Origin of the sequence: Lentzea nigeriaca, from assembly GCF_016907955.1 — a bacterium.
Lineage (GTDB): Bacteria > Actinomycetota > Actinomycetes > Mycobacteriales > Pseudonocardiaceae > Lentzea > Lentzea nigeriaca.
Map to the genome: position 1 here is coordinate 620,186 of NZ_JAFBCX010000006.1, position 21,728 is coordinate 641,913.

General features: G+C 68.0%; 26 protein-coding genes, 2 rRNA genes and 1 pseudogene. 7 read left to right on the top strand and 22 right to left on the bottom strand.

Annotated features, from left to right (window positions below; genetic code table 11):
* Window positions 1-290 precede the first annotated feature (290 nt).
* The 3 genes from JOD27_RS24270 to JOD27_RS24280 all read right to left on the bottom strand — a co-directional run bounded on the left by JOD27_RS24270 (window position 291) and on the right by JOD27_RS24280 (window position 3,162).
* Window positions 291-614 (bottom strand): WhiB family transcriptional regulator, encoded by a 324-nt coding sequence (locus JOD27_RS24270; RefSeq protein ID WP_112266263.1) that lies wholly within the window; start codon window positions 612-614, stop codon window positions 291-293.
* Between the two features lie 97 nt (window positions 615-711).
* Complete coding sequence (locus JOD27_RS24275) at window positions 712-957, bottom strand: hypothetical protein (RefSeq protein ID WP_204764529.1); 246 nt, start codon at window positions 955-957, stop codon at window positions 712-714.
* A gap of 135 nt (window positions 958-1,092) precedes the next feature.
* The gene (locus JOD27_RS24280) at window positions 1,093-3,162 is read right to left on the bottom strand and encodes an ATP-dependent DNA helicase UvrD2 (protein ID WP_204764530.1); all 2,070 of its coding nucleotides are present in this window, start codon (window positions 3,160-3,162) and stop codon (window positions 1,093-1,095) included.
* An 83-nt stretch (window positions 3,163-3,245) separates the two neighbouring features.
* Here JOD27_RS24280 and JOD27_RS24285 point away from each other — a divergent pair, with 83 nt between their 5' ends.
* Window positions 3,246-3,974, top strand: coding sequence for a DUF4191 domain-containing protein (locus JOD27_RS24285; protein ID WP_204764531.1), 729 nt, complete (start codon window positions 3,246-3,248; stop codon window positions 3,972-3,974).
* A gap of 54 nt (window positions 3,975-4,028) precedes the next feature.
* Here the strand turns inward: JOD27_RS24285 and JOD27_RS24290 are convergent, their stop codons facing one another.
* Entirely contained in the window at window positions 4,029-4,313 is a 285-nt protein-coding gene (locus JOD27_RS24290) for a DUF1330 domain-containing protein (RefSeq protein WP_204764532.1), read from the bottom strand.
* Window positions 4,314-4,402: 89 nt separating this feature from the next.
* Here JOD27_RS24290 and JOD27_RS46770 point away from each other — a divergent pair, with 89 nt between their 5' ends.
* Window positions 4,403-5,356 (top strand): AraC family transcriptional regulator, encoded by a 954-nt coding sequence (locus JOD27_RS46770; RefSeq protein ID WP_204764533.1) that lies wholly within the window; start codon window positions 4,403-4,405, stop codon window positions 5,354-5,356.
* Here JOD27_RS46770 and JOD27_RS24300 read toward each other — a convergent pair.
* Genes JOD27_RS24300 through JOD27_RS24310 form a run of 3 tightly spaced genes read right to left on the bottom strand, consistent with a single transcriptional unit; the run spans window position 5,297 to window position 6,881 of the window.
* Entirely contained in the window at window positions 5,297-5,770 is a 474-nt protein-coding gene (locus JOD27_RS24300; RefSeq protein WP_204764534.1) for an RDD family protein, read from the bottom strand. The two genes, JOD27_RS46770 and JOD27_RS24300, sit on opposite strands and share 60 nt — an antisense overlap.
* Entirely contained in the window at window positions 5,767-6,504 is a 738-nt protein-coding gene (locus JOD27_RS24305; RefSeq protein ID WP_204764535.1) for an RNA-guided endonuclease InsQ/TnpB family protein, read from the bottom strand. The genes JOD27_RS24300 and JOD27_RS24305 overlap by 4 nt, the downstream gene beginning before the upstream one ends.
* Window positions 6,474-6,881: a hypothetical protein gene (locus tag JOD27_RS24310; protein WP_204764536.1), complete on the bottom strand. Its 408-nt coding sequence runs from the start codon at window positions 6,879-6,881 to the stop codon at window positions 6,474-6,476. Before JOD27_RS24310 ends, JOD27_RS24305 begins: the two co-directional genes overlap by 31 nt.
* A gap of 343 nt (window positions 6,882-7,224) precedes the next feature.
* Between JOD27_RS24310 and glnA the strand changes: the two genes are divergently transcribed.
* Entirely contained in the window at window positions 7,225-8,649 is a 1,425-nt protein-coding gene (gene glnA, locus JOD27_RS24315; RefSeq protein WP_204764537.1) for a type I glutamate--ammonia ligase, read from the top strand.
* A gap of 62 nt (window positions 8,650-8,711) precedes the next feature.
* On the opposite strand, the gene JOD27_RS24320 is transcribed toward glnA, so the two are convergent.
* The gene (locus JOD27_RS24320; RefSeq protein ID WP_204764538.1) at window positions 8,712-8,981 is read right to left on the bottom strand and encodes a hypothetical protein; all 270 of its coding nucleotides are present in this window, start codon (window positions 8,979-8,981) and stop codon (window positions 8,712-8,714) included.
* A gap of 105 nt (window positions 8,982-9,086) precedes the next feature.
* On the bottom strand, window positions 9,087-9,419 hold the full coding sequence (locus tag JOD27_RS24325; RefSeq protein ID WP_204764539.1) for a hypothetical protein: 333 nt from the start codon (window positions 9,417-9,419) through the stop codon (window positions 9,087-9,089).
* Window positions 9,420-9,435: 16 nt separating this feature from the next.
* Here JOD27_RS24325 and JOD27_RS24330 point away from each other — a divergent pair.
* A pseudogene (locus JOD27_RS24330) lies at window positions 9,436-9,654 on the top strand (NrtR DNA-binding winged helix domain-containing protein); the annotation flags it as partial.
* A 13-nt stretch (window positions 9,655-9,667) separates the two neighbouring features.
* The gene (locus tag JOD27_RS24335) at window positions 9,668-10,231 is read left to right on the top strand and encodes an NUDIX hydrolase (protein ID WP_204764540.1); all 564 of its coding nucleotides are present in this window, start codon (window positions 9,668-9,670) and stop codon (window positions 10,229-10,231) included.
* On the opposite strand, the gene ybiA is transcribed toward JOD27_RS24335, so the two are convergent.
* From ybiA to JOD27_RS24350, 3 genes are read right to left on the bottom strand one after another with little or no spacing between them, the layout of a single operon-like run.
* On the bottom strand, window positions 10,176-10,676 hold the full coding sequence (gene ybiA, locus JOD27_RS24340) for a riboflavin biosynthesis intermediates N-glycosidase (RefSeq protein ID WP_204764541.1): 501 nt from the start codon (window positions 10,674-10,676) through the stop codon (window positions 10,176-10,178). The two genes, JOD27_RS24335 and ybiA, sit on opposite strands and share 56 nt — an antisense overlap.
* A gap of 18 nt (window positions 10,677-10,694) precedes the next feature.
* A complete protein-coding gene (locus tag JOD27_RS24345; RefSeq protein WP_204764542.1) occupies window positions 10,695-10,856 on the bottom strand; it encodes a hypothetical protein in 162 nt (53 codons plus the stop codon).
* A 31-nt stretch (window positions 10,857-10,887) separates the two neighbouring features.
* Window positions 10,888-11,427, bottom strand: a complete 540-nt coding sequence (locus tag JOD27_RS24350; protein WP_204764543.1) for a hypothetical protein — start codon at window positions 11,425-11,427, stop codon at window positions 10,888-10,890.
* A gap of 136 nt (window positions 11,428-11,563) precedes the next feature.
* On the opposite strand from JOD27_RS24350, the gene JOD27_RS24355 reads away from it, so the two are divergent.
* Window positions 11,564-11,797 carry a hypothetical protein gene (locus tag JOD27_RS24355; protein WP_204764544.1) on the top strand — a complete coding sequence of 78 codons (234 nt, stop codon included), beginning with the start codon at window positions 11,564-11,566 and terminating at the stop codon, window positions 11,795-11,797.
* Between the two features lie 67 nt (window positions 11,798-11,864).
* Here JOD27_RS24355 and JOD27_RS24360 read toward each other — a convergent pair whose 3' ends face one another.
* The 6 genes from JOD27_RS24360 to JOD27_RS24385 form a co-directional block, all read right to left on the bottom strand.
* On the bottom strand, window positions 11,865-12,797 hold the full coding sequence (locus tag JOD27_RS24360) for an NADP-dependent oxidoreductase (RefSeq protein WP_204764545.1): 933 nt from the start codon (window positions 12,795-12,797) through the stop codon (window positions 11,865-11,867).
* Window positions 12,794-15,697 (bottom strand): bifunctional [glutamine synthetase] adenylyltransferase/[glutamine synthetase]-adenylyl-L-tyrosine phosphorylase, encoded by a 2,904-nt coding sequence (locus JOD27_RS24365; RefSeq protein WP_204764546.1) that lies wholly within the window; start codon window positions 15,695-15,697, stop codon window positions 12,794-12,796. The genes JOD27_RS24360 and JOD27_RS24365 overlap by 4 nt, the downstream gene beginning before the upstream one ends.
* Window positions 15,698-15,723: 26 nt before the next feature.
* Window positions 15,724-15,909 carry a hypothetical protein gene (locus tag JOD27_RS24370; RefSeq protein WP_204764547.1) on the bottom strand — a complete coding sequence of 62 codons (186 nt, stop codon included), beginning with the start codon at window positions 15,907-15,909 and terminating at the stop codon, window positions 15,724-15,726.
* Entirely contained in the window at window positions 15,906-17,039 is a 1,134-nt protein-coding gene (locus JOD27_RS24375) for an inorganic phosphate transporter (RefSeq protein ID WP_204764548.1), read from the bottom strand. Before JOD27_RS24375 ends, JOD27_RS24370 begins: the two co-directional genes overlap by 4 nt.
* Window positions 17,040-17,124: 85 nt before the next feature.
* On the bottom strand, window positions 17,125-17,880 hold the full coding sequence (locus tag JOD27_RS24380) for a type 1 glutamine amidotransferase (RefSeq protein WP_307830303.1): 756 nt from the start codon (window positions 17,878-17,880) through the stop codon (window positions 17,125-17,127).
* A 25-nt stretch (window positions 17,881-17,905) separates the two neighbouring features.
* The gene (locus tag JOD27_RS24385) at window positions 17,906-18,337 is read right to left on the bottom strand and encodes a rhodanese-like domain-containing protein (protein WP_204764550.1); all 432 of its coding nucleotides are present in this window, start codon (window positions 18,335-18,337) and stop codon (window positions 17,906-17,908) included.
* An 81-nt stretch (window positions 18,338-18,418) separates the two neighbouring features.
* On the opposite strand from JOD27_RS24385, the gene JOD27_RS24390 reads away from it, so the two are divergent.
* Window positions 18,419-18,880 (top strand): Lrp/AsnC family transcriptional regulator, encoded by a 462-nt coding sequence (locus JOD27_RS24390; protein ID WP_204764551.1) that lies wholly within the window; start codon window positions 18,419-18,421, stop codon window positions 18,878-18,880.
* Between the two features lie 158 nt (window positions 18,881-19,038).
* On the opposite strand, the gene JOD27_RS46775 is transcribed toward JOD27_RS24390, so the two are convergent.
* The 4 genes from JOD27_RS46775 to JOD27_RS24410 all read right to left on the bottom strand — a co-directional run.
* Window positions 19,039-19,845: a GNAT family N-acetyltransferase gene (locus JOD27_RS46775; protein ID WP_204764552.1), complete on the bottom strand. Its 807-nt coding sequence runs from the start codon at window positions 19,843-19,845 to the stop codon at window positions 19,039-19,041.
* Complete coding sequence (locus JOD27_RS24400) at window positions 19,833-20,672, bottom strand: GNAT family N-acetyltransferase (RefSeq protein WP_204764553.1); 840 nt, start codon at window positions 20,670-20,672, stop codon at window positions 19,833-19,835. Before JOD27_RS24400 ends, JOD27_RS46775 begins: the two co-directional genes overlap by 13 nt.
* A 103-nt stretch (window positions 20,673-20,775) precedes the next feature.
* Window positions 20,776-20,892, bottom strand: a 5S ribosomal RNA gene (rrf, locus tag JOD27_RS24405).
* A 76-nt stretch (window positions 20,893-20,968) separates the two neighbouring features.
* Window positions 20,969-21,728, bottom strand: a 23S ribosomal RNA gene (locus tag JOD27_RS24410); the annotation flags it as partial.

Genomic DNA, 21,728 nt, shown 5'->3' on the forward strand with positions numbered 1-21,728 from the left:
GCGGCACAACCGAAACGCTACGGCGGAACGGCCGAGGCCGCCATCCACCTTCTCGTGGATGACGGCCTCAGCTCGAGACTGTCAGAGGTCGAAGCGAGCCGCTCTGCGACCGGCCCATCGCGCCAACCTGCGCCAACGTTGCGCTGACGCGAGGCGGTTCGCCATGCGTTGCTCTTCAGCGAACCTCTGGGCTTCTTGTATTCGTATTCGCACGAGTTCTTCGTTCAGAGACATGGGAGTGAGGCCTTCGTTCAGGTAGGTGGGGATCGCGCTGTTGTTGGTCACGGTGTTCACGCCGCCGCCTCCGTCTTGTCAGCGGTGACAACGGCTGCCGCGTCCTTGCGCGGACGGCCACGCGGCCGCTTCCGCGCGATGACGACACCGCGCTCGAAGATCTCTCCACCCCAGACACCCCACGGCTCGTGACGAGCGAGCGCGCCGGCGAGGCACTCCGCGAGCACCGGGCAGGTCCCGCAGAAGGACTTCGCCTTCTCGAGGTCGGCCGGAGCGTCAGCGAACCAGAGGTCGGGGTTGTGGGTGCGGCAGGGCAGGTCGAGCCCGTCCGCGAGGTCCGGAAGTGTCTCGCCGGTGAGCGGGACAGTCGCGGTCAACATCAGGGTTTTCTCCTTGTGTGGGGTACTGCAAAAACACGAAGGCCGCGGACTCTGTGCGAGTCCGCGGCCTTCGTGAGCCTGGTGGTCCTTCGACCCCCTATGGGGTCGGCAGGAGCCTTCTCACTTGATGCGCGGACGGCGCATTCGTGTAGTTGTGGACGCCATCAACGGTCGGACGCACGATCGGCTGCTCGATGAACAGTCCGGTGCCGCGCTCACGACCCAGCAGTGCCGCCGACTTGAGGGCAGACTTCTGCCAGACGGCCTGAGCTGAGGCGGGCATGCAGAGGCGCTCGGACACTGGGAGGCCGAGGGTGCATTCGATGCTCAAGATCTTGTTCACAACCGGCACCTCCCTCAGAGGTCTCTGCGAGCTAGTAGTAGTTCTTCTTCCCCAGACGGGTCCTCCGGACCCGGCATGAGCAGGTTATGACCCCGTACCTGGGGCGTGCAACCTATTTAACGAAACTTGTCCCGATCAGGTGGCGGAGTACCCGACACCGGCTCGGACCAGGCCCAACACGTCATCGCCGAACTTATCAAGCTTCGACGCGCCGATGCCCGAGATCGCCACGAGTCCGGCCGAATCCGTGGGTCGCTGCTCCGCGATCGCCATCAGCGTCGCGTCGGTGAAGACGACGTACGCGGGCACCTTCAGCTCCCGCGCCCTCGCCGCACGCCACTGACGCAGCGACTCGAGCAGCTCTTCGTCCACATCGGACGGACAGGACTTGCAGCGTCCGAGCTTGACGGCCTGCGCTTCGACCAGGGTCGCCGCGCACACCCGGCAGGTCGGCTTTTCCTTCTTCATCAGAGGTGGCCGTGCGGCGCCACCAGATACGCGTGCGGCGGGGTGGTTCTCGGGCACAAGGCTGTAGAGGAACCTTGACCGGCGGCGGTACTTGCGTCCACCCGCCGCGCGCGACAACGCCCACGACAGCCAGAGGTGCTCACGCGCGCGCGTCACACCCACATAGAGAAGGCGGCGTTCTTCTTCGACCTTCGCCTCGTCGCTGTCGGCGTACTGGATCGGCATCGTGCCCTCGACGAGTCCTACGAGGAACACGGCGTCCCACTCCAGACCCTTCGACGCGTGCAGCGACGCGAGCGTCACGCCCTCGACCGTCGGCGGGTGCTGCGCCTCGGCCCGCATGTCCAGCTCCGCGCAGAACCGCGGCAGGTCCGCACCGGGCAGCGCGGCGACGAACTCCTCGGCGAGCTCCACCAGCGCGAGCAATGACTCCCAGCGTTCGCGTGCGGAGCCACCGGTCGGCGGTTCGTCGGTGAGCCCGACTCGGCCCAGCACCGAGCGAACGACCTCGGGCAGGCTGCCGTCGAGATCACCAGCTGCCCGCAACGCGATCATGGCCTGGCGCACCTCGGCCCGCTCGAAGAACCGCTCGCCCCCGCGTACCAGGTACGGGATGCCGTGCGAGGCGAGCGCCTGCTCGTACACCTCGGACTGCGCGTTGACGCGGTAGAGGATCGCGATCTCGGAGGCCGCGACGCCCTCGTCGAGCAACGTCCTGATGCGCTGCGCGACCGAGTCGGCCTCTGCGGGCTCGTCGTCGAACTCGTGGAACCGCGGCGCGGGCCCGTCCGGCCGCTGCCCGATGAGCTTCAGCCGCGAGCCCGCCGGACGGCCACGCGCCCACTTGATCACGTCGTTGGCCAGCGCCACGACCTGTGGCGTCGACCGGTAGTCGCGCTCCAGCCGCACGACGACGGCCTCGGGGAACCGCCGCGCGAAGTTGAGCAGCGGCTGCGGCGAGGCGCCCGCGAACGAGTAGATGGTCTGGTTCGCGTCGCCGACCACGGTCAGGTCGTCGCGGTCGCCGAGCCACGCGTCGAGCACGCGCTGCTGCAGCGGCGTCACGTCCTGGTACTCGTCGACGACGAAACAGCGGTAGCGATCACGGAACTCCTGCGCGACCTCCGCGTTGTCCTCGAGCGCCGCGGCGGTGTGCAGCAGCAGGTCGTCGAAGTCGAGCAGCTGCGCCTCGTTCTTGAGCTGCTCGTACGTCGCGTAGAGCTTCATGATCTGCTCGGCGGGCGCGGGGATGTCACGCGCCGCGCGTGAGGCGGCTGCCGGGTACGCGTCCGGCGTCAGCAGCGACGACTTCGCCCACTCGATCTCGCCGGTGAGGTCGCGCAGCGCGTCGGCCTCCGTGGGCAGACCCAGCCGGGACGCCGCGCGGCCGACGACGCGGATCTTCTGGTCGATCAGCTCCCAGCGCGGACCGCCGATGACCCGCGGCCAGAAGTAGCGCAACTGACGTGACGCGGCGGCGTGGAACGTCACGGCCTGTGCGCCGTGCACGTCCAGAGAACGCAGCCGGGTGCGCATCTCCCCCGCGGCGCGCTTGGTGAACGTGACGGCGAGGACCTGCGTCGGAGCGACGTGACCGCGTTGGCACAGGTAGGCGATGCGGTGGGTGATCGTGCGGGTCTTGCCGGTACCGGCTCCCGCGAGCACGCAGACCGGGCCGCGCGGCGCTTCCACCGCTGCGCGCTGTTCCGGATCAAGACCCTCCAGCAACGCGTCCATGCCCGGCAGTCTCGCAGATGGCCGATCCGTGTTCATTGGTGAGACCGCTGTGTCCGATTTTTCTTGGCACGTATCCTGTGCATATGGCAGGTAAGCAGGACAAGGCGGCGGCCAAGGAAGCGGCGAAGGTTCGTCGCGCGGCTTCACGCGAGCGGCGCAAGCAGATCTTCGAGGCGTTCAAGATGCAACGCCGCGAGGACAAGGCGCTCGTTCCGCTGATGCTGGCGGCGCTGCTCGGCGTCACCGCGATCGCCGTGGTCCTGGGCCTGGTCTTCAAAGCGGTCTGGATGTTCGTGCCGCTGGGCGTCGCGATCGGCGCGCTGCTGGCCGTGATCATCTTCGGCCGCCGCGTGCAGAGCAACGTGTTCCGCAAGGCCGACGGCCAGCCGGGCGCCGGCGCGTGGGCGCTCGAGAACCTGCGCGGCCGCTGGCGTGTGACGCCTGCCGTCGCGGGCACGACGCAGCTCGACGCTGTGCACCGCGTGCTCGGCCGGCCCGGCGTCGTCCTGGTCGCCGAGGGTGCCCCGCAGCGGGTGAAGCCGCTGCTCGCGCAGGAGAAGAAGCGCATCTCGCGCGTCATCGGCGAGACCCCGATCTACGACTTCATCATCGGCTCCGGCGAGGGCCAGGTGCCGCTGAAGAAGCTGCAGTCGACGCTGATGAAGCTGCCGCGCAACATCACGGCCGCCCAGGTCGACGCACTGGAGACCCGCCTCGCGGCGCTGTCCAGCCGTGGTGCCGCACTGCCCAAGGGCCCGATGCCGCAGGGCGCGAAGATGCGCAACGTCCAGCGCACCCTGCGCCGCCGCTGACAGCTTTCCCGAAACGGCGCCTGTCCCCTTCCGGTGGACAGGCGCCGTTTCGCATCAGGACTCGCCGACGACGACCTGCACCGTCGAGTACCGCCGCCGCAGCTCCTTGTACGGCGCGTACTCCGGCGAGTTCCAGAACGTCTCCACGGCTTCCTTGTTCTCGAACTCGTGGATCACGAGCGTGCGCGGCGACCAGTCGCCCTCGAGCACGAGCGGTTTGTCGTCGATGATGAGGTTGCGGGCACCCGTCTTCTCGATGAGTGGCCCCACTCCGTCGACGTACTCCTGAAAGCCTGCTGCGTCGGCGATGTTCAGATCGATCACTACATAAGCGGTCATGCGGTCAACCGTACGAACCGCCGAACGGTCTTTCCCATGTGTAAAGCGGCCGCGAACATACGCGAAAAGACCCCGGCTAGGGTGAAGTGGTGGACGTCTTCACCGATGTCATCGCCACCATGCGCGTGGGTCGCGCCAAGTTCACGCGCTCGCGTTGGAGTGGTCCGTGGGGTCACCGCTTCGGCCCGTACCCCGGCGCGGGCTTCCACGTCGTGGTGCGGGGTTCGTGCTGGCTGATCCCACCGGCCGGCGCACCGGTGCGGCTCGACACCGGTGACGTGGTCTTCCTGCCGCACGGCGCGCTGCACGGCCTGAGCGACCGCCCGGACCGCACCACGGCCGACCTGCCGCCCGCGCGCGAAACGGACCACGCCGGGGACGACCCCGACGCGGACACGCACCTGGTGTGCGGCGCGTACCGGCTGGACCGCGGCCAGGCGCACCCGTTCCTGCGGACCCTGCCCGAGGTGCTGCACCTGCGCGCCCGGCCAGGCAGGCATCCCGCGTTGCGCGCCGCCGTCGACCTGCTCGGCGCGGACGTCGCGGAGTCGCGGCCGGGTGCGGGAGCCGCTCTGCCCGCGTTGCTCGACCTGCTGCTCGTGTATTTGCTGCGCGCGTGGCTGGAGGAGGAGTCCGAACGCAGTCCGGGTACCGGGTGGTGCGCCGCGTTCAGCGACCCGGTCGTCGCCACCGCGCTCCGGCACGTTCACCGCGAGCCGGCGCACCCGTGGACCGTGAGCGAGCTCGCCGGCCGCGTCGGCATGTCGAAGACGGCGTTCGCCCGCCGGTTCACCGCGCTGGTGGGACAGTCACCGATGGCGTACCTGACCTGGTGGCGGCTGAGCACCGGCGCGCGGCTGCTGCGCGACGGCGACGAGACGCTGGCCTCGGTCGCGCGCCAGGTCGGTTACACGTCCGAGTTCGCCTTCGCGACCGCGTTCAAGCGTGAGTTCGGTGTGCCGCCCGGCAGGTTCCGACGCAGGTCAGCGCACCTTGATGACGACGGTGCCCGCGGCCTTGTCGTGCAGGCACCGACCGTCTGAGTCCCAGACCAGCGCCGGGATCAGCGGGAAGATGAGGATGGTCCGCAGCAGCGCGCGGGGCAGGTGGACGAACGTCTTGCCGTCGATGCGCGCGACCCGCAGCCCGAACAGCGCGTGGCCGGGCGTGAACCCGAAGTAGGCCACCGCGATCACGGTGATGACGAACCAGGCCAGCAGGCTCCAGTTCTTCGGCAGGTCAGGCCGGGTGAACACGGCCGCGACGCCCGCGGACAGGAGGAAGTCGACGAGAATGGCCAGCGTGCGCCGCCCGATCGAGGCGATGGAGCCCGGCCCCTTCTCCGGAAAACCGTGCCGCTCGCCGCGCCAGCGCTGCTGCTTCCCGTCGTTCGACTCGTCGCCCGGCTCCAGCACCGAGCGCGGTCCCGACAGCCACGAACCGGTCCACCTGCTCACCCCACCAGAGTAAGCCTTTGAATGCTCCCCACCCTGAAGGGCAGGGATTCCGTCGCACCTCGCGGCACGACAGGGTTCCCGCCCTGCACGGGCTGTCGGGGATTTTCGGCTCGGGCTGCCTGCTCGTCCGGCGGACGAGCAGGTCTTATGCCTTCCGGGTTCAAACCTGCCCGGACCAGCATCACCGCCGCGGAGTTCTTGTCCCTGGGGGACACAGCTCCGCACGACGTGCAGGTGTAGGTGCGTTCGGACAGCGGCAAGGCGTGCTTGGTTCTCGCACCGCATGACGCGCAGTCCATCGTGGTGTGTTTCGGATCCACCAGCCGCAGATCGCGGCCGTGTTTGCGAGCCATCGCAATCAGCCCACGCTTGGTGGCGCCGATCGCGGCGTCCGCGGCTTTGCGTGCCATCGTGGACTTGGCCAGGAACTTCGGCCGGAAATCCTCCACGGCGAGCGCGTCATGGTCGCGGACAACCCGCTTGGCCCACTTGCGGGCGGCGTCTGCCGCCGCCGGGCGACCTTCTTCTGGATCTTCGCCGCCTGCCGGCCGGCTTTCTGAGTCGACACCGATCACCCGGCCGGTCGCAGGCAGGGGCTGGACTTGCGTCTGGACTACGAAGGAGCAGTACCAGTGGCCGAGACTGTCGCGGCAAACGCGCACCGACGACGGCACGGCAGGCAACTCCCGCGACCACACCGGCCTCACCGCGATCCCGCCCGCCAGGTGCAGCACCCCGTCACGCAACCGGAACCCGCGCCGGTGTAGTTGAGCGTCGGCTCGGCCGGCGACCGCTTCTTGAACCGCGGCATCCCGGCCCGCCACCGCTGCGGCACCCGCTCCCGCACATCCTTGAGCGCCTTGGTACGCGACGCACCGAAATCCCGGATGACCTGCTGCTGCGCAACCGACGACCCCGCCCGCAACCACACATGCCCGGCACGCCAGCCCGTCAGGAGTTTGTCCAACTGGGCTGGGCCGCACGTGCGCGGATCTTCCGGATTCTCGCGGTTGTGCCGATGCGTCTCCCGCGACTGCGCGACGCACTGGTTCCACACCCACCGGCAGCGGTCCCACTCCACCAGCAACGCGCTACGGGCGGACGACGACACGCAACCGGTAGGAAAACCGGGCCACACTCGCCTCAACCGCCACGCCGGCGACCTTACCGAACAGATGTTCGCCCCCGTCGAGTCGACGACCTTGCGCTGCCGGCCAGTGCCGACGCCAACACGGTGCGTGCCCGAACCACTCTGGCTCCATTCCCCTCCCTCTGACGACCGGGGCATCCTTTGGAGGACATGTGAACATCGGGTGAGGACCGGCAGGTCGTCTTGCCCCCTCGGACCGCCCCGTTAACACTGGCGAAACATCCGAGTGACGGACGGGCAACACCACCGACATACGGTCGCTCGCGATGGCCAGCCGTTGTCCATAGTCAAGGAGTCGACGAGGGTGTTCAAAAATTCCGACGAGGTGCTGAAGTTCATCTCCGACGAGGGCGTCAAGTTCGTCGACGTGCGGTTCAGCGACCTGCCCGGCGTGATGCAGCACTTCACGCTGCCGGCCAAGGCGTTCGACGCCGACGCGATCGAAGAGGGTCTCGCCTTCGACGGCTCCTCCGTGCGCGGCTTCCAGTCGATCCACGAGTCGGACATGCTCCTGCTGCCCGACCTCTACACCGCGCGCCTCGACCCGTTCCGCATCGAGAAGACGCTGATCGTCAACTTCTTCGTGCACGACCCGTTCACGCGTGAGGCGTACAGCCGCGACCCGCGCAACATCGCGCGCAAGGCCGAGCAGTACATCACCGACTCGGGTATCGCCGACACCGCGTACTTCGGTGCCGAGGCCGAGTTCTACATCTTCGACTCGATCCAGTTCGACACCACCGCGAACGCGTCGTTCCACAAGATCGACTCCGAGTCCGGCTGGTGGAACACGGGCCGCGACGAAGAGGGCGGCAACCTCGGCTACAAGGTCAAGTACAAGGGCGGCTACTTCCCCGTCACGCCGACCGACCACTACGCGGACCTCCGCGACCAGATGGTCCTGAACATGGAGGCCAACGGCTTCCAGGTCGAGCGCGCTCACCACGAGGTCGGCACCGCGGGCCAGGCGGAGATCAACTACCGCTTCAACACGCTGCTGCACGCCGCCGACGACCTGATGCTGTTCAAGTACATCATCAAGAACACCGCGTGGCAGGCCGGCAAGACCGTCACCTTCATGCCGAAGCCCCTCTTCGGCGACAACGGCTCGGGCATGCACACCCACCAGTCGCTGTGGAAGGACGGCGCGCCGCTGTTCCACGACGAGAGCGGCTACGCGGGCCTGTCCGACACCGCCCGCCACTACATCGGCGGCATCCTGCACCACGCGCCGTCGCTGCTGGCCTTCACCAACCCGACGGTGAACTCCTACCACCGCCTGGTCCCCGGCTACGAGGCCCCGGTCAGCCTGGTCTACTCCCAGCGCAACCGCTCGGCCTGCGTGCGCATCCCGATCACGGGCAACAACCCGAAGGCCAAGCGCATCGAGTTCCGCTGCCCCGACTCGTCGGGCAACCCGTACCTCGCCTTCTCGGCGATGGTCATGGCGGGCCTCGACGGCGTGAAGAACAAGATCGAGCCGCCGGCCCCGATCGACAAGGACCTCTACGAGCTCCCGCCCGAGGAGGCCCGCGACGTCAAGCAGGTCCCCGCGACGCTGGACGCCGTGCTGGACAACCTGGAGGCCGACCACGAGTTCCTGCTCGAGGGCGGCGTGTTCACCCCGGACGTGATCGACACCTGGATCTCGTTCAAGCGTGAGCAGGAGATCGACCCGCTGCGTCTGCGCCCGAACCCCTACGAGTTCGCGCTGTACTACGACGTGTGATCGACACGGGTTCGTGAAGCCGAGGGCCGGGTGACTACTTCAGTCACCCGGCCCTCGGCCTTTCACCACGGTCCCGCGCCGAGCAACGTCACGTTGCACAACACACCTCGCGCGCCCGTGCTGACCCGCACGTTGGAGACCACGACATCGGCGTCGGCCCCGGTCGGCAGCTTGATCCGGGCGTCACCGCCGGTGAGAGCCTCCGTGGACGTTCCGGCGCCGGACCACTGCCAGAGCCCGTCGGTGAACGTCTCGATCAGGTTCACCCGCTCCAGCTCCACCATGCTGCCGTCCGCGTAGACGAGCTGCGCCGGTCCCGAGTAGCTGAACATCAGTTCTCCCTGTCTGAGGGAAGGCGTCAACAGCTAACACGGCTGGATCACCGGCTCCAGTTCAGCGCCCACCTCCGTTTGCGCTCCTCGTCACGGACGATCCAGTCACGTCCCTCCGTCGCCACGGCCTCGAGCACCCGCAACGCGCTGTCGAAGCCCGAGGTCCGGGTGACGAGGAGGCCCGATAGACGCCGAATCAACCGCGTCGTACGGGAACATCTGGCGCTTCCCGTTCTTGGTGTCACCGGTGGCGAAATCGAGGTAGGTCCGCACGGAACGCATGCCGTAGCGCGTGAGCAGGAAGATCTGGACGTGGTAGGCCTCGTAGCGGTGTGGTCCGCTCGTCACGCGTCCACGACGTGCGAACGGGGCCTCGTCCTTCAGGAACAACGCGGTCGAACGCGCCAGGAGCAAGGTCGAGTACACGACGCTCGCCACCCGGTTCTGCCCGCCCGAGTTCACCGTCGCCGAACTGCGGCGGGTCTACGAGATCGTGTGGGACGAGCCGCTCGACCAGCGGAACTTCCACCGCAAGATCACCGGGACGGAGGGCGTGCTCGTGCCCACCGGCGAGCAGACGACGCGGCAGGGCGGCCGGCCCGCGGCACTGTTCCGGCCAGGACCAGCGACGACGTTGCATCCCGCCATGCTGCGGCCGGTCAGCACCACGTGATAGAGCTAGCCCCGTGACACAGTGGACGGTGCACGGCACCCGCCGGATCTACGAGTCGGAGTGGATGAGCGTCGACCTCGACGACGTGGAAATCCCCGAGGGTGAACGGTTCGAGCACCACGTCGTCAGGCTGCCTTACCCGTCGACGGCCGTTGTGGTGGTGGACAACGACAAAGTGCTCCTGATGTGGCGCCACCGGTTCACCACCGACACGTGGGGCTGGGAGATCCCGGCGGGGCGTTGCGAAGCCGGCGAGACGGCGGAGATCGCGGCCGTCCGCGAGACCGAGGAAGAAACCGGTTACAGGGTCGGCATCGAGCCGCTGATCACCATCAACCCGTTGAACGGCATCAGTTCTCACACGACGCACATCTTCGTGGGCACCGGCGCGACGAAGATCGGTGAGCCCGATCCGGCAGAGGCCGCGAAGGTGGAGTGGGTGCCGCTCACCGAAATCCCGTCGTTCATCCGAAAAGGACTGATTCCGTGCGGGATCACGCTGGCGGCGCTCGCCACCTACCTCACGCTGCGGACAACCTGGAGCGGACCGCCATCAGAGCCTCACCGAGCAGGTTGAGGCCCTGCCAGGACGAGGGATCCGAAGCGCGCGGATCGTCGGCGGCCAAACCGATGCCCCACACGCGGTCGAGCGGGCTGGCTTCGACCAGCACGCGGGATCCCGTGGCCAGCAGGTAGGAACGCAGCGCGGGGTCCTGGCCGAACTTCGCCAGGTTGCCGGACACCACGATCTCCAGCCGCGAGGCGGTCCACACCGCGTCGTCGAAGCCGGAAACGTGGCGTCCCAACGCCTTCGCCTCACCGGGAGTGGCAGCGGTCAGCACCCGCGCGGCGATCTCGGCGTCGCCGAACAGCAAAGCCTTGCGCCACATCATGTAGTGCTCGGCGGACGAGAACTCCTGCCCGTCGACGACGAACGAACACGGCCACCACTGCGAGAGGCAGCCCTTGCCGATGCCGCCGTCACGCTCGGGCTGATGGCCCCAGAAGAACAGGAATTTCACGCCGCCACAGTAGGCGGACTAGGTTCGCTCGTCCTCATCGTTTTCGTCCGCCGTGGGCAGTTCCGGCTCGCGCCACTCCTCGGACCGCGTCGGCCCACCGGCGCGCAGCTCGTTCTCGAGCTCCTTCTTCAGGTGGTCGTCCTTGGCGAAGCCGTGCTGATCACTTCCGCGTTGAGTCATGCCAGAGGCGTACCCGCTGCGGCCGGCCGAATCACTTCGGGACGGGGATGCCCGTCACGGTGATCGCGGCGCCCGTCGGGGCGAACTGGCCGGAGATCGAGCCGAACGTCAGCGTGACCGAGTTCACACCCGCGCCGAGCTTCTCGTCGAGGACCACGGTGCCCGAGGTCTTGCCGCCCTGGGTGACGAGACCGTCCCACTTGCTGCTCGACGCCGCGTAGGTGCGCTTCAGATCGTCGAGGACCGCGATGCCGTCGATCGGGAGGGTCATGCGGGCCTGGGAGGCGTTCGTGGCCGTCACGAAGAGTTTGAGGCGGCCGCCTGCCGACTCCACGCGGGTCACCTCGACGGTGAGCATGCCGCGCTGCTGCTTGAAGGAGCCCGTCGCGACCTTGACCTCGGCGGACGGCTCTGTCGTTTCCAGTGCGCCGTCAGGGGTCTGGGCGGCGTTCGACGTGGTCGTCGTGGACGTGTTGTTGGGCTGGGCGGCGGAGTTGTCGCCCCTCAGTGCAAACTGAATCACACCGAGCGACGCGAGCACCCCGACAGCCACGCCCGCAATGGCGATCACGGTCTTACCTCGGCGCGTGACCCGACGATGCTGCATGACTTCCTCTGCTCGACCCCCGCGACAAAACACAGCTCCCCGCTGAGCGCGCCTAGTCTCATATCGAACGGGTGAAACGTCAATGCGCTAGTGTCCGCGCGTGTCTCAAGATGTCGCCGAATTCACGGCTCCGCAGCTGCTCACCACCCACATCGTCGACTCGGCTGCCGAGGCGCTCGAAGCGGTTCAGGCCGCCGACGTGCTCGACCTCGGTGTCCGCGTCTACAACCGCCTCGTTCCCGACGCCGACGACGCCGAGTCGTTGGAGGAGGAGTGGGTGGTCGAGGTCTACACCAGCGCTCCTGCGGTGGACCCCGACGCCGACGAGGACTGAGCGGCCCAGAAAATTTGGGGGCACCCCGCAAGGAGTGCCCCCAAACCTGAAAACAAATGTGAAGTTTTCAGACGGTCAGTACCACTTTCCCGCGCACGTGCCCGCCTTCGAGCAACTTGTGCGCCTTCACGGCTTCCGCCAACGGGAACGTCTGCTGCACCTCGACGCGCAGCTTGCCCGCCGCCACCAGATCGACCAGCCACTGCGTCTGCTCGGCGTTCGGGCGCGCCCACGTGTTGATCACACCGTTCTCCAGCGCCCTCGGCCCGTCCACAATGGACGTCATCCGCGCGCGATCCCGTACCAGCCGCAACGACTGGTCGAACGCGACGCCGCCGACGTTGTCGACCACCACGTCGACCTCGCCGTCGCCACCGACCAGCTCGGAGACGGCGTCGACCAGCGCGTCGCCGTACGCGACGGGCTCGGCGCCGAGCGACCGCACGAACTCGTGGTTGCGCGGCGACGCCGTGCCGAGGACCCGCGCGGCACCCAGCTCACGCGCGATCTGCACCTGAAGATGCCCGACACCGCCCGCGGCCGCGTGCACCAGCACGACGTCACCGGGCCCGGTGCCGACGGCCTTGAGCGCCTGCAACGCCGTCAGCCCTGCCAGCGGCAGCGCTGCGGCCGTCACGAAGTCCACGTTGGACGGTTTGCGCGCGATCATCCGGTCCGGCACCGAGATCAGCTCGGCGTAGGCGCCGAACTGGACGTGGTCCTTGCGCGCGTAGGCGAGCACCTCGTCGCCGGGCTTCCAGTCGTTCACGCCGATGCCGACCGCCCGCACGACGCCCGCCACGTCCCAGCCGGGGATCAACGGCAGGTGGTGCGGCATCAGACCCCGCAGGTAGCCCGCTCTGATCTTGAAGTCCACCGGGTTCACCCCGGCCGCCTTGACCTCCACCAGGACCTGGTCAGGCCCCAGCAACGGATCGGGCAGCTCCTGCAACGACATGACGTCGGCGTCGCCGAACTGGGTAAACGCGATCGCTTTCACAGTCCCTCACCGTAGAAGACTCGTTCGGCCACTGCACGTGCACGGCGGGTCGTGCGGCGATATTCCTCCAGGAACACCCCTGGGTCGCCGTTCGGCTGGTACCCCATGACGGAGGCGACGGCGACAAGATCGCGCCCGGACGTCGGCAGCTGGTCGGAGGCCTTGCCCCGCACCAGCGTCACGGCGTTGCGCGCGTGCGTCGCGAGGTTCCACGCGGCCGTCAACGCCGCCGCGTCGTCCTCCGCCAGCAGACCGGCGGAGACGGCGGCCGACATCGCGGCCATTGTGGACGGTGTGCGCAACTCGGGCACCGCACCGGCGTGCTGCAGCTGCAACAACTGCACGGTCCACTCCACGTCCGCCAGCCCGCCGCGGCCGAGCTTGGTGTGCGTGCTCGGGTCGGCACCGCGGGGCAGCCGTTCCGCGTCGACCCGCGCCTTGATCCGCCGGATCTCCCGCACCGACGCCGCGTCCAGGCCGTCGGCCGGATAACGCAGCGGCTCGATCAACGCCTCGAACTCGGCGCCCAGCTCGGCATCGCCCGCCATGAAGCGCGCCCGCAGCAGCGCCTGCTTCTCCCAGATCTCCGCCCACTGCCGGTAGTACGCGCGGTACGAGTCGAGCGTGCGCACCAGCGGCCCCTGCCTGCCCTCCGGCCGCAGGTCCGTGTCGACCTGCAGCGGCGGGTCCTGCGACGGCGCGCCGAGCAACCGCCGGATCTTCTCCACGACACCGCTCGCCCACTTCGCCGCCTCGGCGTCGGACACGCCCTCGAACGGCTTGCACACGAACATCACGTCCGCGTCCGACCCGTAGCCGAGCTCGTGCCCTCCGAGCCGTCCCATCGCGATCACGCTCAACGCGGCGACGGCCTCGCCGGCCGCGCGCACCGCCGCGTCCAGCGCGCTCTGCAGCACCGCTCCCCACACCTCGGACAGCGAGGCGCACACCGTCTCCAGCGGCATGAACCCCAGCAGGTCCGCGGACGCGATGCGCAGCAGCTCGTGCCGCCGCAACGAACGCGCGGCCGCGACCGCGCGCGCCAGGTCGTCGTAGCGGGAAACGGCGCTGCGCAACGGGTTCCCCACCGCGTGCGGATCACGGCCGGCCAGTGCCTCGGTGTCCGCGAGCAGGCGCAGCACCTCCGGCGCCCGCACCAACAGGTCCGGCACGAACCTCGACGTCCCCAGCAGCACCGCGAGCCGTTCGACGACGGCACCCTCGTCCCGCAGCAGCCGCAGGTACCAGGGGGTTTCCGCGAGCGCCTCGGACACCTTCCGGTACGCGAGCAGCCCGCCGTCCGGATCCGGCGTACCGGCGAGCAGGTCGAGCAGCACCGGCAGCAGAGCGCCCTGGATGCGCGCACGCCGGGACATGCCGTGCGTCAACGCCTGGATGTGCCGCAACGCGCCGTCGGGCGAGGCGTAGCCCAAAGCCGCGAGCCTGGCCACGGCCTCCTTGGTCGTGAGCCGCAACGCCTCGGTCGGCACACCGGCGACGGACTGCAGCAGCGGCCGGTAGAACAGCTTCTCGTGCAGCCGCCGGACCTGGTTGGCGTGCTTGCGGAACTCCGCGAGCAGTACCTGCCCCTCCGACTTGCGGCCGTCCGCGTGCAGGCCGACGGAGCGGGCGAGCCAGCGCAACGCGGTGACGTCGTCGTCTGCCGGGAAGAGGTGCGTGCGCAGCAGACGCTGCAGCTGCAGCCGGTGCTCCAGCGTGCGCAGGAACCGGTACGAACGCCCGAAGTCCGCCGCGTCGTTGCGCCCGACGTACCCGCCCCTGCCCAGCGCGGCCAACGCGGCCGTCGTCGCCTGAACGCGCAGGTCTTCGTCGGACCGGCCGTGCACGAGCTGTAGCAGCTGCACCGCGAACTCGACGTCGCGCAGACCACCGCGGCCCAGCTTGAGCTCACGGTCGACGAGCCCCGACGGCACGTGGTCCTCGACGCGGCGGCGCATCGCCTGCACGTCCTCGACGAAGTTCTCGCGCTCGGCCGCCGTCCACACGTACGGCCGCACGACGTCGAGGTACGCCTGCCCCAGCTCCTCGTCGCCCGCGACCGGCCGTGCCTTGAGCAGTGCCTGGAACTCCCAGGTCCGCGCCCACTTCTTGTAGTAGGAGGCATGCCCGTCGAGTGTGCGGACCAGCGCACCCGCCTTGCCCTCCGGCCGCAGCGCCGCGTCGACCTCGAAGCACGACTGGCCCGCGATCTGCATCATCGTGCTGGCCAGCCGGGTCGCCACGCCCAGATCGCCCTCGGCGACGAACACGACGTCGACGTCGCTCACGTAGTTGAGCTCGTTCGCGCCGCATTTGCCCATGGCGATCACCGCGAGGCGGCAGCGGTCCGCACCGTTCACGCGTTCCTCGGCGAGCTTCAACGACGCCCGCAACGCCGACACGGCGAGATCCGACAGCTGCGCGGCCACCGTGTCGTAGGGGACGAACGGCAGTTCGGGCTCGACGACGTGCGCCAGGTCGTTGGCAGCCACGAGCAGCAGCTTCGCGCGGTACTCGGTGCGCAGGACGGCGCCGTCCGGCAGGTCCAGCGAGACGTCGACCTCGTCGAAGCTGAGCGAGTGCCATCGGTCGGGGTTCACGACGAGGAAGTCGGACAGCGCGGTCGACGACCCGAGCACGGCGAGCAGCCGGCCGCGGACGACCACGTCCTCGTGCAGCGCGGCCGAGAGCGCGTCCCAGTCGGCGGCCGAGTGCAGCCGTTCCAGCCCGCGCAACGCGAGGTCGGGGTCGGGACAGCGGGAGAGCGCCGCCAGGACGGGCTCCGAGCCGTCCGCCGGGCGGCGGTCAGCCCACAGGCCGAGGCCGCGCAGCACTTCTTCGCTGCGCGGCTCGGTGAGCCCGAATCTTGCTGGTGACGCGGCACGGACGGGTTCGCTCATCAAGAGCCAACCTAGTCCTCACAGCGCTAGAAGACGATCAGAGAGAGCGCGTAGAGCACGACGGCGACACAGCCCGCGAAGCTCGCGTACGCGGGAACCTTCTTGTCGCCGGACAACGCCCGGATGCCGAGCACGAACAGCGTCACGACGAGCACCGTGACGAGCAGCGTGGCGCCGAAGACCTGGAGCAGCGCCTCCCACTTGATCGTCATGCCGCCACCTTGTGCAGCTCGGCCTGGGCAGCGACCTCGTCGACGATGTGCTCGGGCTTCACCGGCTCGCGCCGCGAGAGGATCCAGATGCCGACCGCCACGGCACCGCCGACGACGGCGACCCCGATGACCCCGCTGGCACCGGTCGACGCCCACTTGCCCGCGATGGCGCCGACGATGCCCGCGGCGGGCAGCGTGAAGAGCCAGCCCGCGGCCATCTTGCCCATGGTGCCCCACTTGACGCCGTGCCGATCACGGCCGAGGCCGGAGCCCATGATGCCGCCGGACGCGACGTGCGTGGTCGACAGCGCGAACCCGAGGTGCGACGACGCGAGGATCGCCGTGGCGGTCGAGGTCTGCGCGGCGAAGCCCTGGGCGGGTTCGATGGTGGTGAGGCCACGGCCGAGGGTGTGCGTGATGCGCCAGCCGCCGAGGTAGGTACCGAGCGCGATCGCGAGACCGGCGCTGACGATCACCCAGGTGGGCGGGGCGGAGCCGGGCGCGAGCGACCCGGACGTGATCAGCGCGAGCGTGATGATGCCCATCGTCTTCTGCGCGTCGTTCGTGCCGTGCGCGAGCGAGACCAGCGACGCCGACGCGACCTGCCCGACCTTGAACCCGGTGTGCGAGACGCGCGGATCCGCCGCCCGCTTGAGGCGGTAGACGATGATCGTGGCCACCGCCGCGACGAGCCCGGCGACCAGCGGTGCGACGACCGCGGGCACCAGGACCTTGTCGACGACCTTGGCGAAGTGGATGGCGTCCACACCGGACGAGACCCACGCGGCGCCGATCAGACCGCCGAACAGCGCGTGCGACGAGCTCGACGGCAACCCCACATACCAGGTGACGAGGTTCCACATGATCGCGCCGACCAGCCCGCCGAAGATGACGGCTGGCGTGATCCGGGCGTCGTCGACGATCCCGCCGGAGATGGTCTTGGCCACCTCGACGGACAGGAATGCGCCGACAAGGTTGAGAACCGCCGACAGGGCGACCGCCGTGCGGGGCTTGAGCGCACCGGTGGCGATGGAGGTTGCCATGGCGTTGGCCGTGTCGTGGAACCCGTTGGTGAAGTCGAAGATGAGAGCAGTGACAACGACGATGATCACTACAAGAGCGGGATCCACACTGATCCTCCGGCTGGATCGAACAAGGTGCTCGATGATGACGGTACCGGGTACTCAGGATGCCCTATAACCTACGAAAGTAACGTCACACCAACGGAAGTTGTGTGCCCAAACACCCCGCAGGCGCCAGTTCTCCCCGCACCAGCTTCGCGAATCTGGCCACGAACGGCTGCCACACCTCCTCGAAGTCGCGGTGGGCCTCGGTCAGGAAGTCCAGGTCGAAGTGGTGCGGCCGCGCGACCGCAGCCGACTCAGGATCTTTCGCCGCCCAGTTCAGGACGATTTCCGGCGTCGTCTCGATGTGGAACTGCAGTCCGTACGCACTCGTTCCGACCCGAAAGGCCTGGTTCGGATATTTCGGGGACGCCGCAAGATGCTCCGCACCGGGTGGCAGCACGTGCACCTCGTCATTGTGGAACTGCAACACGTCCGGCGTCCACGGCAGATCCGCGAACAGCGGATCGTTCCCCGCGACATCCCGCTTCGCCACGAGCAGCACCCCGACCTCGGGCCCCTGCGGTCCTTTCCGGACCTGCCCACCGGTGGCCACCGCGAGCAGCTGGGCCCCCAGACAGACCGCCAGGGTGGGCACCCGCTGCGCGACGGCGTTGCTCAACAGCCGCCGTACGTCAGCGAGCCAAGGGTGCCGCACGTCGTCAAGCGCCCCCATCTCGCCACCGAGGCAGATCAGCCCCTGGTAGCCGTCGAGGGTCTGCGGCGCGGGCTCGTCCTGCAGCGACACGAGGTGCAGGTCGATGCCATCAGCCTCCAGCCAGTCCCCCAGCTTGGCCAGCGGGTCGGACTGCGAGGGCTGCAGGACGAGCAAACGCGGTGCGGTCACACATGTGAGCCTATGTCGACTTGACTCAGCAATGACACGCGACCTCAGAAACACCAGCCAGCACCGACGCATCAGACTCGACCGGGTATCCGGCCTCCCGCCAGGCCGTGATGCCGCCGGCCAGCCGCTTCACGCGATACCCCCGCTGCGACAGCGCGAGCGCCCCCTTGGTGGCGGCGTTGCACTGGAAACTCTCGCAGTAGCAGATGTAGACCAGGTTCGCGTCGAGGTCGAGCTGCTCGGGCAGATCCCGGTAGGGCAGGTTGATGGCCCCGGGAATGCGCCCCTGCGCGAACGCCTCCGGACTCCGCGTCTCGACCAGGACGTACCCGCTGGTGTTGCCGGCCAGCATGTCCCGGTACACGTCGTCGGGATCGGCCTCCAACGCGAGCTCGGCGGCGAAGAAGACCACGGCGGCTGTCGGGTCGGCGGCGGGAAAGCGCAGTGCGTTGGTCATGCCCAAGATCCTGCTGGGGACGACTCCCCTTTGGACATGCGAAAGTCCAGGCGTTGCCCACCTTCTACCTATGATTCCACGGTGGAACTCGACCCTGTGGACTGGAAGATCCTGTCGCTCCTCCAGGCCGACGGCCGCATGTCGTTCACCGCCCTGGGCCGCGAGGTGTCCCTGTCCGCCCCGGCCGTGACCGAACGCGTCCGCCGCCTCGAATCGCTGGGCGTGATCACCGGCTTCGTCGCGGTGGTCTCCCCGTCCCGCCTGGGCCTGCCGATCGAGTCGATCGTGCGGGTACGAGTCCGCTCCCTGGACACACCGCGCTTCCGAGACACGGTCCTGTCACTGCCGCAGATCCTCGATGCAGACCACGTGACGGGAGATGACTGCTGGCTGCTGCGCGTCGTGTGCCGCTCGATGGTCGAGCTCGAGGACCTCGTCGAGGTGATGCAACGCTACGGCGACACGACCACCTCCCTCGTCTTCTCCTCCCACGTGCGAAACCGCCCGCTGAGCCCGGACCTCTTCACTGACACGAGTGGTTGATGTCCTGATCCACGCCTGAGCCCCTCTGGTAGATGTCCTGATTTCATGGTCATCCGCCTCGCGACATGAGGAAGCGCGCGACGGAGCCAACGGCGGAGCCAAGGCACGCCCCGAAACCACGAAGCGAGCCGGACAGACCGGACGACCGCCACCCGCACTCACCACTTGTACTCGGACCAGTCGGACACGGCGCGAAACCCGATCCCCTGGTACACCGAGTTGGCCGTGGGATTGGCGAGATCCGCAGTCAGCACAACATGTTCAGCCCCAGCCTCATGAGCCCACCGGCTGACCGCAGCGGTGACCGCCGCCCCATACCCGCGCCGGCGATGGTCAGGCGGTGTGTAAACCGGCCCGACCCGAGACACTCCAGCAACAGGCGACGTGCTCCCGGCCCAGGCCACCACGACCCCGTCGACCTCCCACAGCACATGCCCGGCCGGCATGTTCCGGCTGCCGCGCATCACCTCCTCGGCTTCGTCCCGCTCGAGCCCGTCCAGCTCGGCGACGAACCGCACCCACCACTCGGTGACCAGATCCTCGTCGGCCGCACCAGCGACACGAGCCTTGCCAGGAACTCGCGGCATGACGAGTTCGCCCAGCCGATACAGCCGAAGCCGATAAGTCTCGCGGCCGCCGTCGCGCCACAAGGCCCGGAACGCCTCGACGCACTCCACAGGCCCGGTGACAGCGTCGATCGGCTGCCCGCACAGAGCCTCGGCGACCGCCGCGGCCGCGGCGGGTGGCATGGCGGCGACGTGGAGAGGCCGGCCCTCCATCCGGGTGGCGGCGCCTACCAGGGTTCCGTTGGCGTGCAACGAGAGCAGGGCTGCCGGTGGGCGCAGGCCGCGGAGCGCCGAGTCCACTGTGGTCAGGTGGACGCTGTGGTTCACCGGGTCGGCGTTGAGGAAGTCGCCGGCTACTGCCAGGAAGTCCTCGAGAGTGTCGTGGACTAGCGCTTCCACCAGTACTCCGCCCAGTCGTCGAGTGGTTGGTAGCCGATGCGTTGGTAGATCGAGTTGGAGATCGGGTTGGTCAGGTCGGCGAAGAGGAGCACTTCGGCGGCGCCCTGGTCGAGGGCCCATTGGCTGGCCATGGCGCTCACGGCGGCGCCGTAGCCGTGTCGGCGGTGGTCGGGTGGGGTGTAGACCGGACCGATTCTGGTCATGCCGGCTTGCGGGATGCTGGCCACGGCCCAGGCAACGGGAGTGCCGTCGAGTTCCCAGAGGGCGTGACCGTTGCCCAGGCGCAGAGAGGTGCGCATGACTTCGATGGTCTCTTCGCCCGGTGCTTCTGGCACGGCTTCCGCGGTGAAGGCTTTGCGCCAGGCACCCAGCAGCTCGACGTCGTCTTCGGTGGCCATGCGGCCTGAGCCGGGGACGGTGGGTGTGGCGAGGGTGCCCAGGCGGTAGAGCCTTGTGGCAAGGGATTCGGTGAAGGTCTTGCCTGAAGCCTCGGCGAAGGCGGCGGCGAAGGCGTGTGATCTTTGCTGCGGGCCGGTGACGCCTGGGGCGTCCTGGTCGATCTCGCCGGCCACCTGTACCGCCAGGGTTGCTGCTTCGATCGGGAGGTCGGCTGCTTGGTACGGCCAGGGTGGGGTGCGGATCAGGGAGCCGACCACTTCCTCTTGGTCGTGGAAGGTGATCAGGATCGGGGGCTCGGCTGTCGCCGGGAGACGGCGGATGCGATCCAGTGAGGTGAGAGCCACCGTGTTGCGCACCGGATCGGCTGCGAGCCGATCGTGGGTGGCGGCGTCGAAGGAGGCCAGGGTGGTGTGCACGACCGCGTCCATGAGTTCATGAGACCAGGGTGGGCAAGCGAAATTAAGCGGGCACGCAGAAGACCCCTGCGGGGAGCACGTTGGTGCTCGACCCGCAGGGGTCTTCTGGAAAATTGTCCGGCGGCGACCTACTCTCCCACACCGTAACCAGTGCAGTACCATCGGCGCAGAAGGGCTTAACTACCGGGTTCGGAATGGGACCGGGTGTTTCCCCAACGCTATAACCACCGAAACTCTGTGGAGTTGTACCTGCGGCGATCGGTGCCGCTCGGTTCTTCCAGAACCGCACAGTGGATGCGTAGCGTCTTTGTAACAAGTCCTCGGCCTATTAGTACCAGTCAGCTCCAACCGTTACCGGTCTTCCACCTCTGGCCTATCAACCCAGTGGTCTAGCTGGGGGCCTTAACCCACAAAGGGTGGGATACCTCATCTTGGAACGAGCTTCCCGCTTAGATGCCTTCAGCGGTTATCCCTTCCGAACGTAGCCAACCAGCAATGCTCTTGGCAGAACAACTGGCACACCAGCGGTCCGTCCGTCCCGGTCCTCTCGTACTAGGGACAGCCTTCCTCAAGTATCCTACGCGCGCGGCGGATAGGGACCGAACTGTCTCACGACGTTCTAAACCCAGCTCGCGTACCGCTTTAATGGGCGAACAGCCCAACCCTTGGGACCTACTCCAGCCCCAGGATGCGACGAGCCGACATCGAGGTGCCAAACCATGCCGTCGATATGGACTCTTGGGCAAGATCAGCCTGTTATCCCCGGGGTACCTTTTATCCGTTGAGCGACCACGCTTCCACAAGCCATGGCCGGATCACTAGTTCCGACTTTCGTCCCTGCTCGACCCGTCAGTCTCACAGTCAAGCCCCCTTGTGCACTTGCACTCAACACCTGATTGCCAACCAGGCTGAGGGAACCTTTGAGCGCCTCCGTTACTCTTTGGGAGGCAACCGCCCCAGTTAAACTACCCACCAGGCACTGTCCCTGATCCGGATCACGGACCGAGGTTAGACATCCAATACGACCAGAGTGGTATTTCAACGACGACTCCACACTGACTGGCGTCA